Here is a 20,784-nt window from a genome sequence, read left to right as displayed (position 1 = left end):
CGAAACTCAGGCGGGCTTGACCGGAAAATGCATGGTCACCGTCAGGCCACGCCCTTCTTCCTTGTCGGGATAGGTGTCGGAAAGCTCGAGCGTACCGCCATGCAGTTCCATGACGGCCTCGACCAGCGACAGGCCAAGCCCGGTCCCCGGCTTCGACCGGCTCTCGTCCAGCCGCACGAAACGCTTGATCACCGCCTCGCGCTTGTCGGCGGGCACACCGGCGCCACTGTCGGCCACCGAAAGGCAGATCGCGTCCTGCCGACGCGCCAGCTTGATGGCGATCTGGCCGTGGCCGTCGCAATCGACGGAATATTTGATCGCATTGTCGATCAGGTTGAACAGCGCCTGGCCGATGAGTTCGCGGTTACCCTGCACGGAAATGCCGGGCTCGATATCCGAGGTCAGCGTCAGGCCGGCATCGTCGGCCACCGGCTCGTAAAGCTCGGCGCTGTCGGCGACGATCGCCGAAATCTCCACCGTCGACATCTCCGCGGCCACCGACCCCGCCTCGACACGCGAGATCATCAGCAGCGCGTTGAACGTCCGGATCAGTTGGTCGGATTCCGAAATGATCCCTTCGAGCGCCACGCGGCGCTGCTCGCCGTCATCGGTATCGACCGCGTCGGCCGCCTTGTTGCGCAGCCGCGTCAGCGGCGTCTTCAGGTCATGGGCGATATTGTCGGAAACCTGCCGCAGGCCCTCGTTCAGCTTCTCGATACGCTCCAGCATGGTGTTCAGCGACACCGAAAGGCGGTCGAACTCATCACCGGAACCGCCGACCGGCAGGCGCTGCGAGAGGTCGCCGGCCATGATCTTCTTGCTCGCCGCCGACATGCGGTCGATGCGTTTCAGCGCGTTGCGGCCGATACCGAACCAGATGATCAGTGCGCCCAAGCCCATGATCGCCAGCGCCACCATCAGCGCCTGGCGCACCAGCACGCGGAAGCGCTCGGGTTCGCCGAGGTCGCGCCCGACGAGAATGCGCAAGCCATTGTCGAGCACAAAGATATTGGCGATCGCCATATGCCTGCGGTCGAGACCGCTTTCGGCATAGCGCTGGTAGAAGAAGGGAACCGAGGTCCAGCCCGTCTCCTCGAAGACACCGGGCTGCACCGAGGCTACGTTACCCGCCAGGATGTCGCCCGAAGGGCCGGCGATGATGTAGAGATTGGCGCCCGGCTGGCGGGAGCGGCGCTCCATCGAGCGCAAGAGCGCGTTGATGCCGCCGGTGTCATAAGCGCGTTTGACCTGATCGACTTCCTGCTGCACCGCCTCGCGGATCTGTCCCGTCAGCAGGCGCTGCGACATCGCCGTCACATAGATGACGAGCGTCGCGGCGCAGATGGCGAAGAGCAGGATGTAAAGGGCCGAAAGGCGGACTGCGGTAGATCGGAAGAGAAACCAGAAACGGTTCATCCCTCATCCTTGATCATGTAGCCCGCCCCGCGAATGGTCTTCAGCAGCGGCTGGCTGAAATCCTTCTCGATCTTCGAACGCAGGCGCGAGACATGCACGTCGATGACGTTGGTCTGCGGATCGAAATGGTAATCCCAGACATTTTCGAGAAGCATGGTGCGGGTCACGACCTGACCGGCATTCTTCATCAGATATTCGAGAAGACGGAATTCGCGAGGCTGCAGCGGGATTTCCTTGCCGCCGCGGCGCACTTCGTGGGAGAGCCGGTCGAGTTCGAGGTCGCCGACGCGATAGACGACGTCCTGCTCCGGCGTGCCCTTGCGGCGGCCGAGAACCTCGACGCGGGCGAGAAGCTCGCTGAAGGCATAGGGCTTCGGCAGATAGTCGTCGCCGCCGGCACGCAAGCCAGTCACGCGGTCATCGACCTGGCCGAGAGCCGAAAGAATGAGAACGGGTGTGTGAACGCCCTTGCGGCGCAGCTCGCTGATGACGGAAAGGCCGTCGCGGCGCGGCAGCATGCGGTCGATGACAATGACGTCGTAGGTATTTTCCGAGCCCATGAAGAGACCGCTCTCGCCATCACTTGCGTGATCGACGACGATCCCGGCCTCGCGAAAGGCTTTCGTCAGGTATACCGCAGCTTCGAGGTCATCCTCGATGATGAGAATCTTCATGCGGCTGACATTACCTGCCGGTTTTGTTTCGGCAAGGCTCAATACGTCTTCCTGTTGCGCTTGGGTCATCGCGGCACCTGTGGATGGAACGGAAGGGAGCCGCGCTGGGCTGGAAGCGCGGCTCCCCTTCTCTGGCGCATCATGGGGATGCGCCGGTCAAGGCTGTGGGGGATCAGCCTTGGCTGTTGATCGGAAGGGCGACGAAGCGGCTGCCGTCCTTCGACTGGATCTGGAAGAGCGCCCGGGTGCGGCCGTCCTTCTTTGCCTGGTTCAGAACCTTGACGACATCGTCGGCGCTCGAAACCTGCTGGTTGTTGACCGAGGTGATCGTCTCGCCTTCCTTGATGCCCTTGTCGGCAGCGTCGGAATTCGGGTCGATACCGGTGATGGCCAGGCCCTTGCCGTCATCGGCCGGGCCGACCGTCAAACCGAGATCGGCAAGCGCCTTCTCGGAAGCCGGTGCCTGCGGTTCCTGCTGCTGGTCGCTGTCGTCGTTGGAAGCGTCCTTCTGGTCAGCCGGCAGCGTGCCGAGCTCGACGTTGAGGGACTGCGCCTTGCCATCGCGCCAGATCGACACTTCGACCTTCTTGCCGGGCTGCATCGCACCGATGCGGCGGCTGAGATCGCGGGCATCCTTGACCGGTTCGCCATTGACGGCGGTGACGACGTCACCAGCCTTCATGCCGGCTTTCTGGCCGGGCGTGCCGTCCTGAGCGGATACGACGAGCGCGCCATTGGCTTCGGAAAGGCCGAGAGAGTCGGCGATGTCCTTGGTCACCGGCTGGATCTGCACGCCGAGGTAACCGCGCGAAACCGTACCGTCCTTCATCAGGTCGGCGACGACGTCCTTGGCGGTCGAGGCGGGAATGGCGAAGGCGATGCCGACGCTGCCGCCCGACGGCGAGAAGATCGCGGTGTTGATGCCGACGACCTGACCGTTGAGGTTGAAGGTCGGGCCACCGGAGTTGCCGCGGTTCACGGCGGCATCCACCTGCAGGTAGTCATCATACGGACCGGAGCCGATGTCGCGGCCGCGGGCGGAGACGATACCCGCGGTCACCGTGCCGCCGAGGCCGAACGGATTGCCGACTGCGACAACCCAGTCGCCGACGCGGACATTGTTGTCGTCGGCCCAGTTGACGTAGGTGAACTTCTTGCCCTTGCCGTCGACCTTCAGCACGGCGAGGTCGGTGCGCGGGTCCTTGCCGATCAGCTTGGCGTCAAGCTCGGTGCCGTCGTTCATGACAGCAACGAAAGCCGAGCCGTCGGAAACGACGTGGTTGTTGGTAACGATATAGCCGTCTTCGGAGATGAAGAAGCCGGAGCCCTGGGCAACGGGACGCAGACGGCCGGGGCCGCCAGGACCGCCGGGGCCACCCGGACCGCGATCGCCGAAGTGGCGCGGCGGACGCTGCTGGCCATCCTGGCCGTCACCGCCGTTCGGACCCTGCTCGCCGAACTGCTTGAAGAAGCGCTTCAGCGGGTGATCGTCCGGCAGGTCGTCAAAACCGCGGCCGTTGAAATCGAAGGAGAAACCGTTGCCGTCATCGGAAGCCGGCTTGATGCGGGATTCGACACGGACGGAAACGACGGCCGGCGAAACAGCGTCGACGACATTGGCAAAGCTCGGAACCTGCGGTGCCTGAACATTGACGGCTTCGGCATAGGAACGGGTGATCTCAAGCGGCACGCCAGTGGCAAGCACGGCGGCTGCGAGACCTGCGACGGTCGAAGCCTTGAGCGCAGTGGCAAGGGAGGGAGTCTTGAACATTATAGGCACCTTCTCTTCTTCATTTAGTCGGTCCGGCCCCCGGTCGGGATCGGCTGATGAAGGAAGATATAGGATGCGAGACCTTACTGCGAACTGTCTGGGCAATGAAAAATTTGTAATGTTGAGAGCGCTACAGCTTTCGGCTGCAACGCACGCAACGGGCCGGATTTCCGCAGGACTCAGGCCTGGCGGTCAGTCCGCATCAACTCGTCGAGCTTGGCCTGTTCGTCTGCCGTAAGACGGCTGCCGGTCGGCTTGCCGGTCCGGCGGCGTGCGAAGACGATGAGTGAAATGCCCCCTGCCAGGATCAGCACGATGGGCGCGCCCCAGAGCATCACCGTGCGGATACTGAACCGCGGCTTCAACAGCACGAATTCGCCGTAACGCGAGACGATGTAGTTCAACACCTGCTCATCGCTGTCGCCATCCTTGATGCGCTCGCGCACCAAGAGCCGCAGATCCTTAGCCAGATCGGCATTGGAATCGTCGATCGACTGGTTCTGGCACACCATGCACCGCAACTCCGCCGACAGCGTCCGCGCCCGGCTCTCCATCGCCGGATCGGGGAGCACTTCGTCGGGGTTTACGGCGAAGGCTGGGAGTGGCGAGAGGAACGCGGCAAGTACGAGGAGGAGCCGCAGCGAGCGCCACAATCCCCTTCTCCCCTCGGGGAGAAGGTGTCCGTCAGGACGGATGAGGGGGCCACGCGTGCCGCCGGTTGCTTCTCGCTGATGCTCGAAGGCCTCGCAGCCGCGCTGCTCATCCCCCTCATCTGCCCTTCGGGCATCTTCTCCCCGCTGGGGAGAAGGGAGAAACCACGAGCGTCTCATTCCGCAGGCTCCATCGCCGGAGCCGATGGCTTCGCCGCCTTCGCCTTGCGCCGCGGCGCACCAACCCTCAAGCGCCGGTCGCTCAGCGAAACAAAGCCACCAATCGACATGATCAACGCCCCGCCCCAGATGCAGAGAATGAACGGCTTCCACCAGATGCGCACGACAATACCGCCGTCATTGGTGGGATCACCGAGCGAGACATAGAGCTGGCTCAACCCAAAGGTCAGGATACCCGCCTCCGTCGTCGGCATCTGCTGGGCGACATAGACGCGCTTTGCAGACCAGACATCGGCGACTTCGACGCCGCCGCGGCGGATGCTGAAATGACCGCGGTCTTCCTTGTAGTTGGGACCGGTCGCCGGCTGCATGCCGTCGAAATGCAGCGAGTAGCCGCCGGCATCCGTGGTCTCGCCGGGCTTCATCTCCAGCACATGTTCCGTCGCAAAGGTCGAGACCGCGACGATGCCGAGAACGGTGATGCCGAGACCGGCGTGCGCAAGCGCGGTACCGAAGGCGGAGCGCGGCAAGCCGGTCAATCTCCGCCAGGCGACATTCGCCGCCACCTTGCCGATACCGGCGCGATACCAGAGATCAGCCGCAGCCCCGAAGACGAGGAAGAGACCGGCAGCTAGGCCGAGAACCGAAAGAACCGGCCCGCCATGCTCGATATAGAAGAAGACCAGCGCCGCCACGAAAGCGAGGCCCGCGACGACGTAGAGCCGCTGCAGCACGCCGAGCAGGTCGCCGCGCTTCCAGGCGAGCAGCGGCCCGAAAGGCACGACCAGCAGCAGCGGGATCATCAGCAGCCCGAAGGTCATGTTGAAGAAGGGCGGGCCGACGGAGATCTTGTCGCCGGTCAGCGTTTCCAGAAGCAACGGATAGAGCGTTCCCGTCAGCACCGTACCGCAGGCAACCGTCAGGATCAGGTTGTTCAGCACCAGCGCGCCCTCGCGCGAAATTGGCGCGAAGAGACCACCTGCCGAAAGCAGCGGCGCACGGAAGGCGAAGAGCGACAGCGCCCCGCCGATGAAGATCATCAGGATGCAGAGGATGAAGACGCCGCGGCTCGGGTCGCTGGCAAAGGCATGGACCGAGGTCAGCACGCCGGAGCGCACCAGGAAGGTGCCCATCAGCGACAGCGAGAAGGTCAGGATTGCGAGCAGCACCGTCCAGATCTTCAGCGCCTCGCGCTTTTCCATGACGAGCGCCGAATGCAGCAGCGCGGTGCCCGCGAGCCAGGGCATGAAGGAGGCGTTCTCGACCGGATCCCAGAACCACCAGCCGCCCCAACCGAGCTCGTAATAGGCCCAGTAGGAGCCCATGGCGATGCCGAGCGTCAGGAAGGTCCAGGCGGCCAGCGTCCAGGGGCGCACCCAGCGCGCCCAGGCGGCATCGATCCGGCCTTCCATCAGCGCCGCGACGGCGAAGGAGAAGCAGACGGAGAAGCCGACATAGCCGAGATAGAGAAGCGGCGGATGGATGGCGAGGCCGATATCCTGCAGCACCGGGTTCAGGTCACGCCCCTCGGCCGGCGCCGGATCGAGACGGACGAAGGGGTTGGAGGTCAGCAGGATGAAGAGGATGAAGGCAACCGAGACCCAGGCCTGCACCGCCAGCACATTGGCCCGCAGCGTATCCGGCAGATTGCGCCCGAACAGCGCCACCATGGCGCTGAACAGCGCGAGGATCAGCAGCCAGAGCATCATCGATCCCTCGTGATTGCCCCAGACGCCGGAATATTTGTAGATCAGCGGCACCAGCGAATGCGAGTTCTCCCAGACATTCTCGACCGAGAAGTCGGAGACGACATGCGCATAGGTCAGCACACCGAATGAGAAAGCGACGAGGCCGAAGAGCACGATCGAGCCGAGCGGCGCCACATCCATCATCGCCTGATCGCGGCGGCGCGCGCCGATGACGGGGACGACAGAGAGAATGATCGCCGTCGCCAGCGCCAGCACGAGTGCATAATGGCCGATCTCAATGATCATTGCGCGCCCTCGCCTTCCTTCCATAGCCCCTGGGATTTCAGCCGGTCGGCCACTTCCTTCGGCATGTATTTCTCATCATGCTTGGCAAGCACGGTATCGGCAATGAATTCGTGGCTCGATGCCTCGAACTTGCCTTCGGTCACCACGCCCTGCCCCTCGCGGAAGAGATCGGGAAGAATGCCGGTATATTTCACCTTCACCGGCTGACCGCCGCCGTCGGTCACGGCGAATTCGACGGTCGAGCCGACGCCGCGCACGACGCTGCCCTCGCCGACGAGACCGCCGAGACGGATGCGCGTCTCCGGCGCCACCGGCGTCTTCGCAAGGTCTGCCGGCATGTAGAAATAGGCGACGGACTGGCTGAAGGCGAACATCACGAGCAGCACCGCGGCAATGATAAAGCCCATGCCGCCGCCGATTACCGCCAGGCGCTTCTGCTTGCGCGTCATTCCGTTACCCCCTCGGTCGCAATACCCAGCTCGCGCCCCAGTGCGAGCAGCTGCTTGCCTTGATCGCCGTCAGCCGGGAACACGGCGAGCCCGCGTTTAAGCGCGTCGGCCGCGCGATCCTTGTCGTTCAATACGGCATAAGAGCGGACGAGCCGCACCCAGCCCTCGAAATTGTTGGGATCGGCCTTCAGCTTGGCGTCGAGGCTATCCACCATGCCGCGGATCATCTGCTGCTGGTCCGCCGGGCTCATGTTCTGGGCCGCAGCCACGTCTTCCTGCGTCGGTCCGCCCGGCGCCTTGTTGGAGGCAATCGGCGCGCCGCCATTCTTGGCAATGTGATCGTTGACCAGCGGCAGCCACGGCGCATCGGCAGGCGATTCCTTGGCGATCGCCTCGAAGGCAGCCTTGGCCTGCTCAGCCTGTCCGGCCTGTTCCAGGCTCAGCGCCACGTAGAATTTGGCGCGCGGATTGTCGGGCTCGATCGACAGCGACTGTTCCAGCGTCTGGCGCACTTCCGGCGTCACCATGCCGTTGGAACCGGCCATCAGCGATTCCGCCAGGCCGTCGAGGCGGATCGCGCTCGGTCCAAGCAGGCGGATCGCATTGCGATAGGCCTTCTCGGCATCGGCGATGCGCATCGCATTGAAATAGATCGGCGCCAGCACGTCCCAGCCCTTGCCGTCATCCGGGTTGAGCGCCAGATGGCGCTCCGCCTTGGAGACGAGGATCGCCATGTCGTTGCCGGGATTTTCAAGCCGTGCCTGGAGCGGTTGCGATGGCAGGCCGGGCCGTCCCATCGCAACGTAAAGACAGAGCCCGATGGCCGGCAGCAAGAGAAGGATGAAGGCTTCGCTGAAGCGGTGATGGCGCGCCGCCTTCGGCTCGGCGGCAGGACCCGTCGCCGAAACGGCGATCAAGCGGCGGCCGATCTCGGCGCGCGCATAGTCGGCTTCGTCGGAGGTGATCAGGCCGCCCGAGAGGTCGCGGTCGAGCTCGCGCAGCTGGTCGCGATAGACCGCAGCCTCGCCTGCGCGCGTGTCGTCAAGCGTCTTTCCGCCGCGCAGGAGCGGGTAAAGCAGCAGCGCGGCCACAGCCGCCGTCATTGCAGCAACAAGAATCCAGAAAAGCATAACGGCCCCAATACTTGAAGCGCGCGGCCATTCCAACTGGCAAAGCCGGAATGACGAAGATTTGAGGCGTTTCGCCGCAATATTCGCTGCGGCTTACGACACACGACATTCAGTGCAGGCTAAGCCGAAAATGGTGATTTTCCACGACCCAGAGCGCAGCGTACTAAAGGTACGTGAGCACCGGAAGCGTGGAGAAGCGCAATTTACAGCCCGGCATGGGCTGAATACCGATTGGCTAGCCAAGCGGCGACCAGCTGCCATCATCGTTGCGACAGGCCGAACCGCGCGCCACGGTCTCCTTGCCGTCGACGGTCAGCGTATGCGTGTACTGGCGGCAGTTCTGCGAGCCGACCTGATAGGGCGCCGCGGCGATAACCTTGCCGCTGACATTGCGTCCGCTCCAGACGACCGGCTGGCCGACGGCGGCCCCTTCCAGCGCCCGGTATTCGGCTTCCAGCGCCCGCTGCTTGTCGCTGTCGCTGAGTTCGATGCCGGTACGGCCCACGATCCCGCCCTGAAGAGCCGTGATGAATTGTGCCGAGGCCGAAGGCTTGCGGGAGAAAACGCCGGTCGAGCTGGCGCTCTTCGTCGTCGTGCAGCCACTCAGGGCAACGGCAACGAAAAGCGAGGAAACGATCATGGCATTCGCGCGTGATATCATTCGGTCGAACCAGCAGAAAGAAACAAATCAATGCCGGCAGATGCGCACAGGCACTTGTCGGCTTTAAGGCAAAGCATGCTATGCAACTGCCTATGTCTTTGTGACATCAAGCAATTGGTCACGCAACATCCTTTGTGAGACCGGGCAAAATTAGCTTTGCTTTGAGCCCGCCGGCAGCACCGCGGGAAAGCTCCAGGCGGCCCTGATATTCATTGGCGATCTCGGTGACGATCGAAAGACCGAGCCCGGTTCCGGGCTTGCTTTCGTCGAGACGCTTGCCGCGCTTCAGCGCTTCCTTGATCTGATCGGGCTCCAGCCCCGGCCCATCGTCCTCGACGATGAGCTCGACCCAGTGCCTGCGGCCGCTGGTCTCGGCACCCTTCACGTCCTCGGCGGCTTCCGATGCGCTCACCTTCACCTTGTGAACGGCAAAGCGCGCCGCATTCTCCAGAAGATTCCCGACCGTCTCCTCGAGGTCCTGCTGCTCCATGGCAACGGCCAGATGCGGCTGCGTGACGGAAAGCTCGAATTCCTTGTCGACGTTCAGGCGGCGCATGACGCGCACCAGCCGTTCCAGCGCCGGTTCCGCGTCGGTGCGGGCAAGCACGGATTCGCGCTGCGCGGCAATCCGGGCGCGGTTGAGATAGGATTGCACCTGCCCCTGCATCGCTTCCGCCTGGTTCTTGACGAGCTCGCCATGCGAGCGCTCCAGCACCCGCGCCTCGTTCAAGAGCACGGCAATCGGCGTCTTCAGCGAATGCGCCAGATTGCCGACCTGCATGCGGGCGCGCTCGACGATGCGGCGGTTGCTGTCGATCAGCGCATTGACCTCATTGGCCAGCGGCAGGATCTCGCGCGGGAAATCGCCCTTCAGCTGCTCGCTCTCGCCGGCGCGGATACGCTCCAGCGCCGCACGCGCCTTGTCGAGCGGTTTCAGGCCGAAGAGAATGGCGAGCGCATTGACGATCAGACTGCCGACACCGAAGCCGGCGAGCGCCAGGTAGAGGCTATGGGAAAAGTTGCTGACGTCGGATTCGACGACCTCGACATTGCCGGTGACGCGAACGCGCGCGGCGCGGCCGTCGGTATCGAGCACCACCTCGGTCTCGGCCACCTGCACCCGGTTCCCGCTGGCATCCGTCACCTGGTAGTAGCGTTCGTAATTCTTGTCGAAGGGCGCTTCGAGAACGGAGGGAACGGGAATGGTCGCCGAGCCCAGCGAGGGCGAAACCAGCGGCGCCGTCGTATAGGTCCCGAGCGGCTCCACCACCCAGTACCAGCCGGTGCGCGGCTGCGCGAAACGCAGGTCGCCGAGCTGCGGGCTGCCGGCCAGCGCGCCCTGGTCGCCGATGGTGACGGAATTGATGACGTTATAGAGCTGGGCGCGCAGCAGATCCTGAAAGCCGCGCTCGGCGCTGCGGCGATAAAGCGTCGAGATCAGCAGGCCGATCACCACAAGCGCCACCGTCGACCATACGGTCGTCAGCAGCAGAACGCGTGCGGTGAGCGATTTAATTCGCATCAGGCCGGCGCTTGGATGCGGTATCCGAGACCGCGCACCGTTTCGATCAGATCGACGCCCATCTTCTTGCGTAGGCGTCCGACGAAGACTTCGATCGTATTGGAATCACGGTCGAAATCCTGGTCGTACATGTGCTCGACGAGTTCCGAGCGCGAAACGACTTCGCCCATGTGATGCATCAGATAGGAAAGCAGCCGGTATTCGTGCGAAGTCAGCTTCAGCGCCACGCCGTTGACGACAGCCTTGGAGGTCTTGGTATCGAGCCTGACAGGACCGCAGACGATCTCGGAGGAGGAATGACCGGCAGCGCGGCGGATCAGCGCGCGGATGCGGGCGAGCACTTCCTCGACATGGAAAGGCTTGGTCACATAGTCGTCGGCGCCGGCATCGATGCCCGCCACCTTGTCGCTCCAGCGGTCGCGCGCCGTCAGGATAAGAACCGGCATGCCGCGACCCGCCCCGCGCCACTTCTCGAGCACGGTCACGCCGTCCATCTCAGGCAGGCCGATGTCGAGGATGATCGCGTCATAGGGTTCGGTATCGCCGAGGAAGTGTCCTTCCTCGCCGTCGAAGGCCTGATCGACGACATAGCCGGCTTCCTTCAGCGTATCGCTCAGCTGACGGTTCAGATTGACGTCGTCTTCGACTACCAGAATGCGCATCGGTCCGCTTTCACCTTGTTTCAGTCAGTGCGTTATAGGCCGATTCCGCCTACATCGGAACCTTGACGGTTACCTTGCGGGGGCGTTGGCCATTGCCCTGAACGAGCACGGTGATGATGCATGAATCGCCCGAAGGCTGCACGGAAAGAAGCTGGCCGCCCGTCTGCTCGACGACCTGCTGCGCGGCGGCGCTGCAATCGCCAGCGACGCGCACCACAAGCGTGCGCGAGTCGTCCGGTGAGGGCGCCGATACAGCCAGCCCTGCGGCCAAGGCTACGACGCTCAGAGGAGAGGCCATGTGCAATGCTTCCAACGTAATTCCAACCTGGGCCGACTATGTACTCACGTGACCTGAATGGCAAATGAATGCACTGTAATGACGGTGGTTTAGAACAATTCTCGACTGTATTGCCGCAACGATATTCACAGCCAAAAGACGAGGCGGCAGAAGCTCTTGATATCGCTGCCGCCGCCGTCCCAAAATGCTCGATCAGCGGATCGCCGTGCTCGCCGTCAGCCGTCCATAGACGGCCAGAAGCCCGCCGATGGCGCCGGCGATATTGACGAGAGAATCGACGATCTGACTCTGGTCGCCGGCGTCGATATCGATGCCCGCCGCGTGCAGAACGGAAGCGCCGATCGCAATCAGCGCACCCCAGATCGTCTTCGAATGATACCAGTCCTTCAAATCACCCATGACCATTCCTTTCGTTGAAAATCACATCGTCATCGTTGCGAGTGCGGGAATGCCGAGCGGCATCCGCTGCCCCATCTGCCTGACCCGTATCGTCAGCGCGCTCTGCACGCCGCCGAAGTCGGCAAGCTCGTCTGTCAGCGGATAGGTCCATCGCGGTACGCCGACCTCCACCTGCCGCCGCACCACGCCATCAGCCATCACCTCGATCCGGTAGCGTTCGAAGGGTTCATCGAGCGGAATATCCGCCGCGATCCAGTTGTCAGCATCGATCCGGCCGCGCCGGATCCACGAAAACTCGACCGCCCCCGCCTCGCCCCGCGCCGCCCTCAGATGAACCGGCGAAAGCGGTGTCTCCGCCCGCACCCCGCCCTCGAAGGCGAACGGACCCGCCTTGCCGCTCACACCGGCCGCCTCGGCGATCCAATTGAGCCGCAGCCCCGTCTCATCGGCCGTGAGGCCGAGCGGCACAACGGCATCGTCGAGCATCACCACGGACGCCTCTGAAACGGCACCCGCCGCCATCGCATCGTCGGTTCCCGCCAGCGCCCGCAGCAATCCGCCAAGCCGCCAGCGCCCGGCGCCGATCTCCTCGGCCTGCCGGAACCCGATCACCTCCCAGCCGCCGTCGGACGAAGCCACCGCGATCAGGTTGTCACCATTCAGCACCGAGACTGCCGCCGCCGAGGACAGTGCACCGAACGGCAGCTCGATCTCCAGCACCTGCGACCAGTCGAACCGCCCCCGCACACCCGCCGTCAGCGGCCCGGCAAGCGTCCCGATCCGTGCCGGGCGCTCGACCAGCGCCCGCCCGCGATACCCCTCCTCGCTCACCGAGGACGAAAGCCCGATCGTCCGCCAGGGCTTGGCAAAAACCGCCGCCCGCGCAAAACTCGCCGCCTCGCCCGCCGCAAAGCGCGGCAGATCCATCAACTCCACCAGCGGTGCAAACAGGCTGGAAGGATCGCCGGCGCCGTTCTTGCCGCCGGTCTCGCCTAGCGGCGCGGCGCCCGCCGATGGCGCGAACTCGCGCGCCTCGACTTGCCTCACCGCACCGTCCTCGATCGAGCCGATCAGGAAGCGCCCCTCTGGCCCATCCGCGAAGGTCACGACATCACCCGGCTGGAAACCAAGCTCGCCCGGCCCCAGCGAGAAACGCACCGAGCGCCTGCCGATCCGGTTGTCGCGCAGCAGCGCTTCGGCTGCATTCAGCGCCGTCTCCTCGGCCAGCACCGCCGAAAGATCGCTCTTCAGCACCCGGCTCGTTGCCGATTGCGCCCGGTGCGATCGCACACCCGCCTGTTCGTAACTGAGATCGGGATTGTAGAAGGTGATGACGGCCTCGGCCGCATGGTCGCTGTCGTGCCCACGCGTCTCCTGCCACAGCGGCCGGTCCTCGATATCGGCCAGCACCGCAAGCTCCGTCGCCGGCAAGCTCGCCCGGCCGCGCGAGCGGAACCGCAGCACGCCGCCGTCCTCCACCGCATCGATCTGGAATGCCTCCAGCAGCGGCTCGACCAGCCCGCGCGCCGTTGTGATGTCGCCCTGAACATAGCCCGTCAGGTCGCCGGACACTTCCGAAACGTCGAAATCCTCGAAGCCGTGATCGCGAAACACCGCCGCAATCACATCCTCCAGCGTCCCTGCCCCCAGCCTACCATTCAGCCAGTGGCCCGTTCGCCAGTTCCCGCCATCGCTCCAGACGCCGCCATCCAGCGGAAAGGCCGGATAGGGCCGCGCATCCCACGACCAGACGAAGATACGGCCCGGATCGACCATGGCATCGGGCGCCTCATCACCCTGCCACCAGAGATGATGCGCCTCCAGAAACCGCCGCTGCATCGTGTCGGAGCGCATGCGGTTGGAGAAGTAGGGAACCGCGCTTTCGGCCGATTTCGGATCGGCAAACACATTCGGCTGATTGCCGCCCTTGTCGATCGCCGCGCAGCCGAGCTCGGTAAACCACACCGGCTTCATCCGCGCCTGCCAGGCCGTCGGGCTTTCCTTCTCGACACCGCCGGTCCGCTCGTAATGCCGGTTCGCCCACCAGCCCCCGATGTCCTTGTAGCGATAGACCCAATGCTTTCCCGCAAGCCCGTCGCTGATAGGCGTCCGCGTCCGGCTCGACCGCGCCGCATCGTCGGCATAGTACCAGTCGAAACCCTCTCCAGCGGTGATACCGGCGATCAGCCCATCGCGATCATCCGCCGTCCGCATACCCTCGGGGTTTGCCTCCGCCAGATCCGCATCCCGCCAGTCGGAGAGCGGCATGTAATTGTCGATGCCGACGGCATCGATGGCGCTCGATGCCCAGAGCGGATCCAGATTGAAATAGACGTCGCCGCTGCCGTCGTCCGGCCGGTAGCCGAAATACTCGCTCCAATCGGCCGCATAGGTCAGCTTCGCCTGCGGCAGCAACGCTTTCACATCCGCCGCCAAGGCCGTCAGCGCCGCGACAAACGGAAAAGCACCCGTCTCATCGCGCACCTGAGTCAGCCCCCTCATCTCGGAGCCGATGATGAAACCCGAGACACCACCCGCCGCCTTCGCCAGCTGCGCATAATGCAGGATGAAGCGCCGATAGCTCTCCTCGCTGCCGTTGTAGCTCACCCGCTGGCCGGAAATGCTGAAATGCCCTGCCTGCGCCGCGCCGCGAAACGCCTGGATCTGCGCCCGCGCCGCGGCCGTGCGGTCCACCGTTCCCGGCTCTCCGATCGCCGGATGACAGGTTACCCGGCCGCGCCAGGGATAGGCCGCCTGCCCCGTCCCGCCATAGGGATCGGGCAGCGCATTGCCGCCGGCAATATCCATCATCACGAAAGGATAAAGATAGACCTCCAGCCCCCTCGCCTTCAGATCGGCAATCGCCGAAACGACGCTCGCATCATCCGGCGTGCCGCCATAGGCCGGCCCGCCATCACGGCGGCTGACAAGATACGCCTCGTTGCGCGATACACCGGAGACAGACCACGGGCTGCTTTCGCCATTCCTCGCGCTAACCTCGACGCCCGGAACAATCCGGCAATTGCCGGCCCTCAGGTCGGTGCCAAACCAGGAGACGACAAGCGCCACCCGCTCCAGCTTCGGGCAGACCGCCATCAGCTCGTCGATCGAGACGTCCCAATCCGTCAGCCCCTGCAGGCTGTTGCGGTTAATCACCCGGGCGCTCCCAGCCCCTGTCTTCTCCGACACCGCCACCGTCCGGTAGCCATGCTCGGTTGCACCGGGAATGATGCACACCGCCCGCACCTGCTCCTCCAGCGCGCCGACGGCCCGCACCACCTCGAACTGCAGCAGCGGAATGCGATTGCCGTAATTGTCGAGCGGCAGCCGCTCGAAGACGGCATAGGCAAGCCCGCGATAGGCCGGCGCCATGCCCACCCCCTGCTTCGCCTCGATCAGCGGATCGGGCAGCTGCGCGGCGTCACCCCTGTAAACCCGCATCTCGATCTTCGTCAGATCGAGCTCCTTGCCATCGGCCCAGACGCGCCTGACACAGGCAATCGGCCCCTCGCAGAGCCCGACGGCGAAATTCGCGAAATAGCGGAAACTCTCGACCGTCGGCCCGGAGGAAGACTTGCCGCCGGTGCGCTCGCGCGTCACCTCCTCCTCGAAACGCGTCGCCCAGATCATCGTCCCGCCAATCCGCGCCGCGCCATAGACCCGGTTGATCGACGTACCCTCGTCGGCACCCGGAATGCGTGCCGTCGAAAGCCGCGATCCGCGCACCGTCTGCCCGCCGCCGATCAGCGCCCGGTCGAACGCATTGCCTGCCAACGCGCCCGCCGCCCGGCCGATAATTGCGCCCACAGGCCCGAAAACGCTGCCCAGCGCAGCACCCGCCGCCTGCAGAAGGAGAGTGGCCATGAAAACCTCGCAGCGAGCCACCAGCGCCGTTCACACGGCACTTGTTTTTCCCCGCAATGATTGTGTTAGATTGCTGCAGTCGTGAGCAGAAGCAGAAGCGCCTAGACCAGCCGGCGCACTGGAGAGGATGGGCCTCTCCAGCCTCGGCAAGGGCCTTGCTCTCGATCAAGGAGGTGATGCAATGTGGTTCTTGCCACTTGGTATCACGCTTAGTGTGCGGAAAACCCGGACGGGCTGGTCCATAGCCATCCGGGTCATCTTCCAAACATAAGCAAACGGTGGGCGGAGTTACAGCTTCGCTCACCACTCCCGAAACATACATGCACGCGCTTCAATTTTCAAGTTTCGGCACAACCTCAGGGAACCGGAATACCGCCGTTACCCGCCGCCGCCAGCTTGGCACCAAAGCCGAGCGGATCACCGCCGCCTGCTCATAGGCATGGATGAAACTCTTCTCTCCGGCAAAGATGCCCGCATGCTTGGCCGCCACATCCGGCCGCCAGCGAAACAGCATCAGATCGCCCGGCAGCATCGCCTCGGCGGACATCGGCGCGCCGAAATGCCTGAGGGCTGCATCGAGCAAGCGATCCTGCCCACTGCGTTCGGCCCAGTCCCGCGCATAGGGCGGCGGCATTTCCGGCTCGATGCCGTAGAGCTCCCGCCAGATGCCACGGATCAGCCCCAAGCAATCGCAGCCGATCCCCTTGGCCGAAGCCTGGTGCCGGTAAGGCGTGCCGATCCAGCCTTCGGCCGCGGCGAACGCCCTTTCGTGGATAGCAGTCATCTGAACAGCGCGCCTCCGTCATGGATGCTCTCGCCATCCGCATAGGTGTAGGCAAAGTCGGCGCCCGGCATATGCGGGAAGCCGCGGAAATTCCGTTGGTTGGCGAATTTCGTCCGGCAGGTGGCAAAGGCCTTGTCGCAACCGGCTGTCATCAGCACGGCATCGCCCACGTCGGGCGCCCGCGCCATAGGCAGCCACAGCGTCACCTCGACATCCGTACCGGCTGAAGAATGCGCCTCGATATCCAGCCGATCTCCAGCACTTGACCCGCCGAGAAATTCAAGACTGCCATAGCGAAACAGCCCGTCGGCAAAAGGCGCCAGTCCCGACACCACAATCCGCGTCGCATCGATCACCTCGGCCACGATCCCCTGCCGCCGGAATGCACCCTGCCCCAGATCGACGCCGCATCGCGCATCCCCCAGCGCCGCATCGCATCGGCGGCCATAGAGGCGCCCCTGCGGCTGGTTCAGCCGGTGGGCGAAGCTGCGCAGCTCGGCGCGAAATTCGCCCTCGCTGCGCGTCACCTCGCCGATCTCCTGCACCTTCAAAAGCAGATGCTGTTCCGGTGCCGCCCAATTGACCAGAAACACCTCGACCCGTGCCCCGTCATAGAGCCCGCGCTGCAGATCGGCCTCGCGGATCGCCTCGCTCGAAAAGCCGCCCATCACCTCGCTGGTCGCCGCCGGCAGACCAGCGCCCTCCTCCGTGCCGCTCGCGGAAAAACCGCTCGCCGCCAGAAAATCCGTCCCGGCGAAGACAAGATCGCCATCATGCTCGGTGAAACCCAGCACCACTCCGTCGCGGCGGGTCACCCGCCAGGCATGGCACGTCGTCGTCGCATCGCCTTTCAGATGCGCAGCAAGCCCGGCCTCGATCTCTCTCATGGCAGGACCTCCATCAATGGAATGGCCGGGATGCGCCCGGCATTGAAGGCCGTCAGGTTGACGTCGATCCGCCCGGTCGCGAAGCGCACGGGCACATCGAACTCAAAACCCGCCGTCACGCTCGCCCCCGCAGGCGGCACATGCCCGGACGCAAAACTGACGACACCAGTTGCCGGATCGCAGGAGAAAGTCCCAGCTGCTTTAACCACACCATCGACCGCAACCACCACCGTCCCGGCCACCGGCTTGGCGATGACGCGCGTACTGCTGCCGCCCGCATCGCCATAGGTCTTCGCCAGCTGGAAATCCGCCTTCGCCCCGTCACCAATCCCCAGCGCCTGATCCAGCGCCGTCACCGGCTGGTCCGGCCGCCCGGAGCGGCAGTCGAGCGGATCGCGAAAGCGGAAGCCGTAGAGCTCGCCACCGCGCGCCTCGAAGAATTCCAGCACCTCGTAGAGATCGCCGATCGAGCGGATGCCGGAGCCCGCATCGTAAGCGCGCCTGGCATTGCGCCAGCGGCTGTTGCGGCTTTCGCGCCCGTTGGAAAGATTGACGATATCGGTCCGCCGCACCGGCCCGCCGCTCGTCGACAGCGACAGCCGCAGCGGAAACCGCACCTCATGGAAACCGGCCATCTCAGCCTCACAGGTTGCGCTGGCCGCGCATCGCCGTGCGCGCCAGCATCGCCGAAATCTGCGCCTCGCTCTTCTGAAAGCTCTGCGCATCCGTGGCCGTCACATTGAAAACGATCTGCGGCCCGCCACCGTTACCGGCGGCAGCAACCCCAAGCGCCCCATCCGGCCCGCGCTTCAGCGGCAGGATCGCCTCGCTGCCCGCCTCGCCCATCAGCCCGATATCGCCGCCCATCGGAAAATAGCTCGGCGCCGAAACCACGCCGCCATCGGCAAAAGGCAGAACCTTGCCGATCCCGCCCGCAAGCCCCGAAACCGCCCCGCCGATCAGCCCCTCGAGCGGCTTCATGGCCGCCGAAAGCGCGATATCGGCGAGCCGGTTGCCAAGCGAGCGCAACACGTCATCAAGCCCCTTGCCGCCGCTGACGGCGCTCCTCAAAGCGCCGCTCAGCGCCGACCCGAAGGAGCGAGACCGCCCCTCCAGATCCTCCAGCGCCCGGCGCAATTCATCGGCCTGCCCCGCCATCTCGGCGAGCCCGGTGTCATCGTCTTCCATCGATGTCTCCTGAATGTGTGGGCCGTCAGCCCTTGTCCGGCATCGCCGAAAGCGCCAGCCGCAGGATCTCTCCCATCCTGACATGGCTGACGCCCGGGCCAACCCGAAGTGCGGTCGCCGACCGGTGGACGACGACGAGATCGAGATCCGGCAGCACGATCAGATACTGGCCGCCCCAGCCGCTGGCGTAGAACATCGGCACATGCACGGCCATGGCATCGCCAGGCGCATTCGCCTGCGTGATCCACCACAGCAGCCCATAGGCCCATCCTTCACCAACCGCCGAATGCGGGCGCACGCTGTCGCGCACCCAGCTCTGCGGCACCAGCTGCGTCGCGCCCCAGCGTCCATGCCGGAGATAGAGAAGCCCGACCCGCGCCAGATCGCGCGCCGACAGCTGGATCTTGTAGACCGGATGCATGGATTCCGGCCCATGCTGAAACCAGCCGTCGCCGGCAACGCAGTCCTGCATCCTGAGCGGTCGCGCCACACGCGATGCCAGCGCATCCAGCACGCTCTCGCCGGTCGCCCGCTCGACGATCGTGCCGAGAACGTTGAAATCCCAGTTGTTGTAGAACCAGTGTTCCCCCGGCGGATGACTGCCTCTGTCAGGCCTGCCGTTCGCCGTATCGTAGACCGACGGCAGATAGACGCCGGAGCGCGCCCGCAGCAGATCCATCACCGTCGCCTTGCGCTCGCCTGCCGTCAGCGGCGTCATGTCGTCGATGTTGAAATCGGCCAGCGTCTGCAGCGGATCGATCCGCCCCTCGGCGATCAGCATGCCGTAGAGCACGTTGACCAGGCTCTTGCGCACGGAAGCGATGCTCGACTTCAAGGCAATATCGCCCCAGCGGTAGATCATACGCCCGCCCTGGACGATCATGAAGGCACTGCTTTCGCCCTTCGCCAATTCGGCGGAAAGCGTCGCCAGCCGCTCCTCGGACCAGCCGAACAGCGAAGCCGGCCGCTCATCCCAGTCACCAAAGGGGAAGACGACCATTCCCTTCGCAAACATGTTGTCCGACTGCGCCATCGCCGCTCCGAATCCCGGTGCCTAGCATAGCACGGCCACAGCTACCCTCACCCATCCGGAAACCGCGCCATCATCTCGCTCAGTCCCGCCCGCGACAGAACCGGCGCGCGCGGCGCCAGCCCGCCGGCGGCGGCATGAAACTCCACCGGCGTCATCGCCCAGAAGGTCTCGGGAGGAAGCCGCAGCAGGCAGAGGCCGGTATGCAGCGCTCCGGTCCATGGGAATGGGCCGGGGCGCCCGGCCCCTATGCCTGCTGCGGCTCCAGGGGGCGGAGGGAGGTCTTTTCCGCCCCTGAAGGGTCCGCGAATGTCGCCACCAGCAGGTCGCCGACGATACCCGCGAAACCGGCAATGCCGCCCTCGACGCTCGCCTCGGCGACGTCCTGGTCCGAATAGAGATTGCCGCCGCCGCGCAGGCCGGCGCCGATGATGCGGATCATGTCGCCCGCCTTCAGCCGCCCGGCCGAAAAGCGCCCGGCAAGATCGGTCAGGTCATCGGCGGCAAATGCGGTCTCGAGCTCGGCCAGCGCCCCGAGCGTCAGGCAGAGAATGCGCCTTTCACCATCGACGACGGCCTCGATCTCGCCGCGCCTGCGGTTCGCCCTTGCTCCCGCGCCGCCCATCAGAGCGCCCCGAAGAGAAGTGCACCGGCCGATTCCAGCGCCAGCTCGAACGTCACCTCGCCATCATGGGCGCCGGAATATTCCAGCGCCGTCACCTGGAAGGGACCGCTCACCGTGCCGAAATCCGGCACCGCGATCTGCCAGCTGAGGATCGCCCCATTGAAGAACGCCGCCCGCACCAGCCCGTCCGAAGCAGCATCCTTGAAGATGCCCGCCCCCGAAACCGAAGCCCGCTGCACGCCTGCGCCGCCCAGCAACTCCCGCCAGCGCCCGGCGCTCTCCGCATCGGTGATATCCACCGTCTCGGCATTGAAGGCCAACCGCTTCGACCTGAGCCCCGCCACCGTCTCGAACGCCGCCCCGTTATGGACCTTCAACAGCAGATCCTTACCCTTCTGCGCCACCATGTTTTCGCCCTCCTGAAACCCCGACCGCCACTCAATCCACCCTCATTCCTGTGCCCGCTTTTCCCTCATTCCTGTGCTCGTCACAGGAATCCAGCCGCCGCGCGTCGGCGCGGCGAGAGGACTCCTTGTCCTTAAGTCATCGCGGGGCACCCCACCCGGAGCCCCCTCATCCGCCCTTCGGGCACCTTCTCCC

21 protein-coding genes are annotated in these 20,784 nt (G+C 64.6%); all 21 read right to left on the bottom strand.

Going from position 1 to position 20,784, the window contains the following annotated elements; genetic code table 11:
* Nucleotides 1-6: 6 nt before the first annotated feature.
* The 21 genes from ACQZ5H_RS01850 to ACQZ5H_RS01750 all read right to left on the bottom strand — a co-directional run bounded on the left by ACQZ5H_RS01850 (nt 7) and on the right by ACQZ5H_RS01750 (nt 20,591).
* On the bottom strand, nt 7-1,416 hold the full coding sequence (locus ACQZ5H_RS01850; RefSeq protein WP_112719649.1) for a sensor histidine kinase: 1,410 nt from the start codon (nt 1,414-1,416) through the stop codon (nt 7-9).
* Nucleotides 1,413-2,159, bottom strand: a complete 747-nt coding sequence (locus ACQZ5H_RS01845; protein WP_281438209.1) for a response regulator transcription factor — start codon at nt 2,157-2,159, stop codon at nt 1,413-1,415. Before ACQZ5H_RS01845 ends, ACQZ5H_RS01850 begins: the two co-directional genes overlap by 4 nt.
* A gap of 103 nt (nt 2,160-2,262) precedes the next feature.
* Complete coding sequence (locus ACQZ5H_RS01840; RefSeq protein WP_130278639.1) at nt 2,263-3,861, bottom strand: Do family serine endopeptidase; 1,599 nt, start codon at nt 3,859-3,861, stop codon at nt 2,263-2,265.
* Between the two features lie 179 nt (nt 3,862-4,040).
* Entirely contained in the window at nt 4,041-4,514 is a 474-nt protein-coding gene (locus tag ACQZ5H_RS01835) for a cytochrome c-type biogenesis protein (protein ID WP_449096575.1), read from the bottom strand.
* Nucleotides 4,515-4,687: 173 nt separating this feature from the next.
* On the bottom strand, nt 4,688-6,685 hold the full coding sequence (locus ACQZ5H_RS01830; RefSeq protein ID WP_449096574.1) for a heme lyase CcmF/NrfE family subunit: 1,998 nt from the start codon (nt 6,683-6,685) through the stop codon (nt 4,688-4,690).
* A complete protein-coding gene (ccmE, locus tag ACQZ5H_RS01825) occupies nt 6,682-7,134 on the bottom strand; it encodes a cytochrome c maturation protein CcmE (RefSeq protein WP_025555378.1) in 453 nt (150 codons plus the stop codon). Before ccmE ends, ACQZ5H_RS01830 begins: the two co-directional genes overlap by 4 nt.
* Nucleotides 7,131-8,264 carry a c-type cytochrome biogenesis protein CcmI gene (gene ccmI / locus ACQZ5H_RS01820; protein ID WP_449096573.1) on the bottom strand — a complete coding sequence of 378 codons (1,134 nt, stop codon included), beginning with the start codon at nt 8,262-8,264 and terminating at the stop codon, nt 7,131-7,133. Before ccmI ends, ccmE begins: the two co-directional genes overlap by 4 nt.
* Before the next feature lie 235 nt (nt 8,265-8,499).
* Complete coding sequence (locus ACQZ5H_RS01815) at nt 8,500-8,925, bottom strand: membrane protein (protein WP_025555380.1); 426 nt, start codon at nt 8,923-8,925, stop codon at nt 8,500-8,502.
* Between the two features lie 118 nt (nt 8,926-9,043).
* Complete coding sequence (locus tag ACQZ5H_RS01810; protein ID WP_025555381.1) at nt 9,044-10,447, bottom strand: ATP-binding protein; 1,404 nt, start codon at nt 10,445-10,447, stop codon at nt 9,044-9,046.
* A complete protein-coding gene (locus tag ACQZ5H_RS01805) occupies nt 10,447-11,109 on the bottom strand; it encodes a response regulator transcription factor (protein ID WP_025555382.1) in 663 nt (220 codons plus the stop codon). The genes ACQZ5H_RS01810 and ACQZ5H_RS01805 overlap by 1 nt, the downstream gene beginning before the upstream one ends.
* A 49-nt stretch (nt 11,110-11,158) precedes the next feature.
* Nucleotides 11,159-11,407 (bottom strand): hypothetical protein, encoded by a 249-nt coding sequence (locus tag ACQZ5H_RS01800; RefSeq protein ID WP_025555383.1) that lies wholly within the window; start codon nt 11,405-11,407, stop codon nt 11,159-11,161.
* A gap of 192 nt (nt 11,408-11,599) precedes the next feature.
* Nucleotides 11,600-11,806, bottom strand: a complete 207-nt coding sequence (locus ACQZ5H_RS01795; RefSeq protein WP_025555384.1) for a hypothetical protein — start codon at nt 11,804-11,806, stop codon at nt 11,600-11,602.
* A 21-nt stretch (nt 11,807-11,827) separates the two neighbouring features.
* Entirely contained in the window at nt 11,828-15,670 is a 3,843-nt protein-coding gene (locus ACQZ5H_RS01790) for a baseplate multidomain protein megatron (RefSeq protein WP_449096572.1), read from the bottom strand.
* A 331-nt stretch (nt 15,671-16,001) separates the two neighbouring features.
* Nucleotides 16,002-16,454 (bottom strand): NlpC/P60 family protein, encoded by a 453-nt coding sequence (locus ACQZ5H_RS01785; RefSeq protein WP_449096571.1) that lies wholly within the window; start codon nt 16,452-16,454, stop codon nt 16,002-16,004.
* Nucleotides 16,451-17,341 carry a DUF2163 domain-containing protein gene (locus ACQZ5H_RS01780; RefSeq protein WP_449096570.1) on the bottom strand — a complete coding sequence of 297 codons (891 nt, stop codon included), beginning with the start codon at nt 17,339-17,341 and terminating at the stop codon, nt 16,451-16,453. The genes ACQZ5H_RS01785 and ACQZ5H_RS01780 overlap by 4 nt, the downstream gene beginning before the upstream one ends.
* Nucleotides 17,338-17,976 carry a phage distal tail protein, Rcc01695 family gene (locus ACQZ5H_RS01775; RefSeq protein ID WP_449096569.1) on the bottom strand — a complete coding sequence of 213 codons (639 nt, stop codon included), beginning with the start codon at nt 17,974-17,976 and terminating at the stop codon, nt 17,338-17,340. The genes ACQZ5H_RS01780 and ACQZ5H_RS01775 overlap by 4 nt, the downstream gene beginning before the upstream one ends.
* Nucleotides 17,977-17,983: 7 nt before the next feature.
* A complete protein-coding gene (locus tag ACQZ5H_RS01770; RefSeq protein WP_449096568.1) occupies nt 17,984-18,529 on the bottom strand; it encodes a phage tail tape measure protein in 546 nt (181 codons plus the stop codon).
* A 25-nt stretch (nt 18,530-18,554) separates the two neighbouring features.
* Nucleotides 18,555-19,562: a serine hydrolase domain-containing protein gene (locus ACQZ5H_RS01765; RefSeq protein WP_449096567.1), complete on the bottom strand. Its 1,008-nt coding sequence runs from the start codon at nt 19,560-19,562 to the stop codon at nt 18,555-18,557.
* A 47-nt stretch (nt 19,563-19,609) separates the two neighbouring features.
* A complete protein-coding gene (locus ACQZ5H_RS01760; protein WP_449097010.1) occupies nt 19,610-19,810 on the bottom strand; it encodes a rcc01693 family protein in 201 nt (66 codons plus the stop codon).
* Nucleotides 19,807-20,184 carry a gene transfer agent family protein gene (locus ACQZ5H_RS01755; RefSeq protein ID WP_199626616.1) on the bottom strand — a complete coding sequence of 126 codons (378 nt, stop codon included), beginning with the start codon at nt 20,182-20,184 and terminating at the stop codon, nt 19,807-19,809. The genes ACQZ5H_RS01760 and ACQZ5H_RS01755 overlap by 4 nt, the downstream gene beginning before the upstream one ends.
* Nucleotides 20,184-20,591, bottom strand: coding sequence for a phage major tail protein, TP901-1 family (locus ACQZ5H_RS01750; protein WP_449096566.1), 408 nt, complete (start codon nt 20,589-20,591; stop codon nt 20,184-20,186). Before ACQZ5H_RS01750 ends, ACQZ5H_RS01755 begins: the two co-directional genes overlap by 1 nt.
* Between the last annotated feature and the right edge of the window lie 193 nt (nt 20,592-20,784).

This window comes from Rhizobium sp. 21-4511-3d, from assembly GCF_053522545.1.
This window is presented reverse-complemented; position numbering and strand designations above follow the sequence as displayed.

Coding starts and splice junctions, on each gene's coding strand:
- ACQZ5H_RS01850 (WP_112719649.1), bottom strand. CDS start 1,416: ATGAACCGTTTCTGGTTTCTCTTCCGATCTACCGCAGTCCGCCTTTCG.
- ACQZ5H_RS01845 (WP_281438209.1), bottom strand. CDS start 2,159: ATGACCCAAGCGCAACAGGAAGACGTATTGAGCCTTGCCGAAACAAAA.
- ACQZ5H_RS01840 (WP_130278639.1), bottom strand. CDS start 3,861: ATGTTCAAGACTCCCTCCCTTGCCACTGCGCTCAAGGCTTCGACCGTC.
- ACQZ5H_RS01830 (WP_449096574.1), bottom strand. CDS start 6,685: ATGATCATTGAGATCGGCCATTATGCACTCGTGCTGGCGCTGGCGACG.
- ccmE (WP_025555378.1), bottom strand. CDS start 7,134: ATGACGCGCAAGCAGAAGCGCCTGGCGGTAATCGGCGGCGGCATGGGC.
- ccmI (WP_449096573.1), bottom strand. CDS start 8,264: ATGCTTTTCTGGATTCTTGTTGCTGCAATGACGGCGGCTGTGGCCGCG.
- ACQZ5H_RS01815 (WP_025555380.1), bottom strand. CDS start 8,925: ATGATATCACGCGCGAATGCCATGATCGTTTCCTCGCTTTTCGTTGCC.
- ACQZ5H_RS01810 (WP_025555381.1), bottom strand. CDS start 10,447: ATGCGAATTAAATCGCTCACCGCACGCGTTCTGCTGCTGACGACCGTA.
- ACQZ5H_RS01805 (WP_025555382.1), bottom strand. CDS start 11,109: ATGCGCATTCTGGTAGTCGAAGACGACGTCAATCTGAACCGTCAGCTG.
- ACQZ5H_RS01800 (WP_025555383.1), bottom strand. CDS start 11,407: ATGGCCTCTCCTCTGAGCGTCGTAGCCTTGGCCGCAGGGCTGGCTGTA.
- ACQZ5H_RS01795 (WP_025555384.1), bottom strand. CDS start 11,806: ATGGGTGATTTGAAGGACTGGTATCATTCGAAGACGATCTGGGGTGCG.
- ACQZ5H_RS01790 (WP_449096572.1), bottom strand. CDS start 15,670: ATGGCCACTCTCCTTCTGCAGGCGGCGGGTGCTGCGCTGGGCAGCGTT.
- ACQZ5H_RS01785 (WP_449096571.1), bottom strand. CDS start 16,454: ATGACTGCTATCCACGAAAGGGCGTTCGCCGCGGCCGAAGGCTGGATC.
- ACQZ5H_RS01780 (WP_449096570.1), bottom strand. CDS start 17,341: ATGAGAGAGATCGAGGCCGGGCTTGCTGCGCATCTGAAAGGCGATGCG.
- ACQZ5H_RS01775 (WP_449096569.1), bottom strand. CDS start 17,976: ATGGCCGGTTTCCATGAGGTGCGGTTTCCGCTGCGGCTGTCGCTGTCG.
- ACQZ5H_RS01770 (WP_449096568.1), bottom strand. CDS start 18,529: ATGGAAGACGATGACACCGGGCTCGCCGAGATGGCGGGGCAGGCCGAT.
- ACQZ5H_RS01765 (WP_449096567.1), bottom strand. CDS start 19,562: ATGGCGCAGTCGGACAACATGTTTGCGAAGGGAATGGTCGTCTTCCCC.
- ACQZ5H_RS01755 (WP_199626616.1), bottom strand. CDS start 20,184: ATGGGCGGCGCGGGAGCAAGGGCGAACCGCAGGCGCGGCGAGATCGAG.
- ACQZ5H_RS01750 (WP_449096566.1), bottom strand. CDS start 20,591: ATGGTGGCGCAGAAGGGTAAGGATCTGCTGTTGAAGGTCCATAACGGG.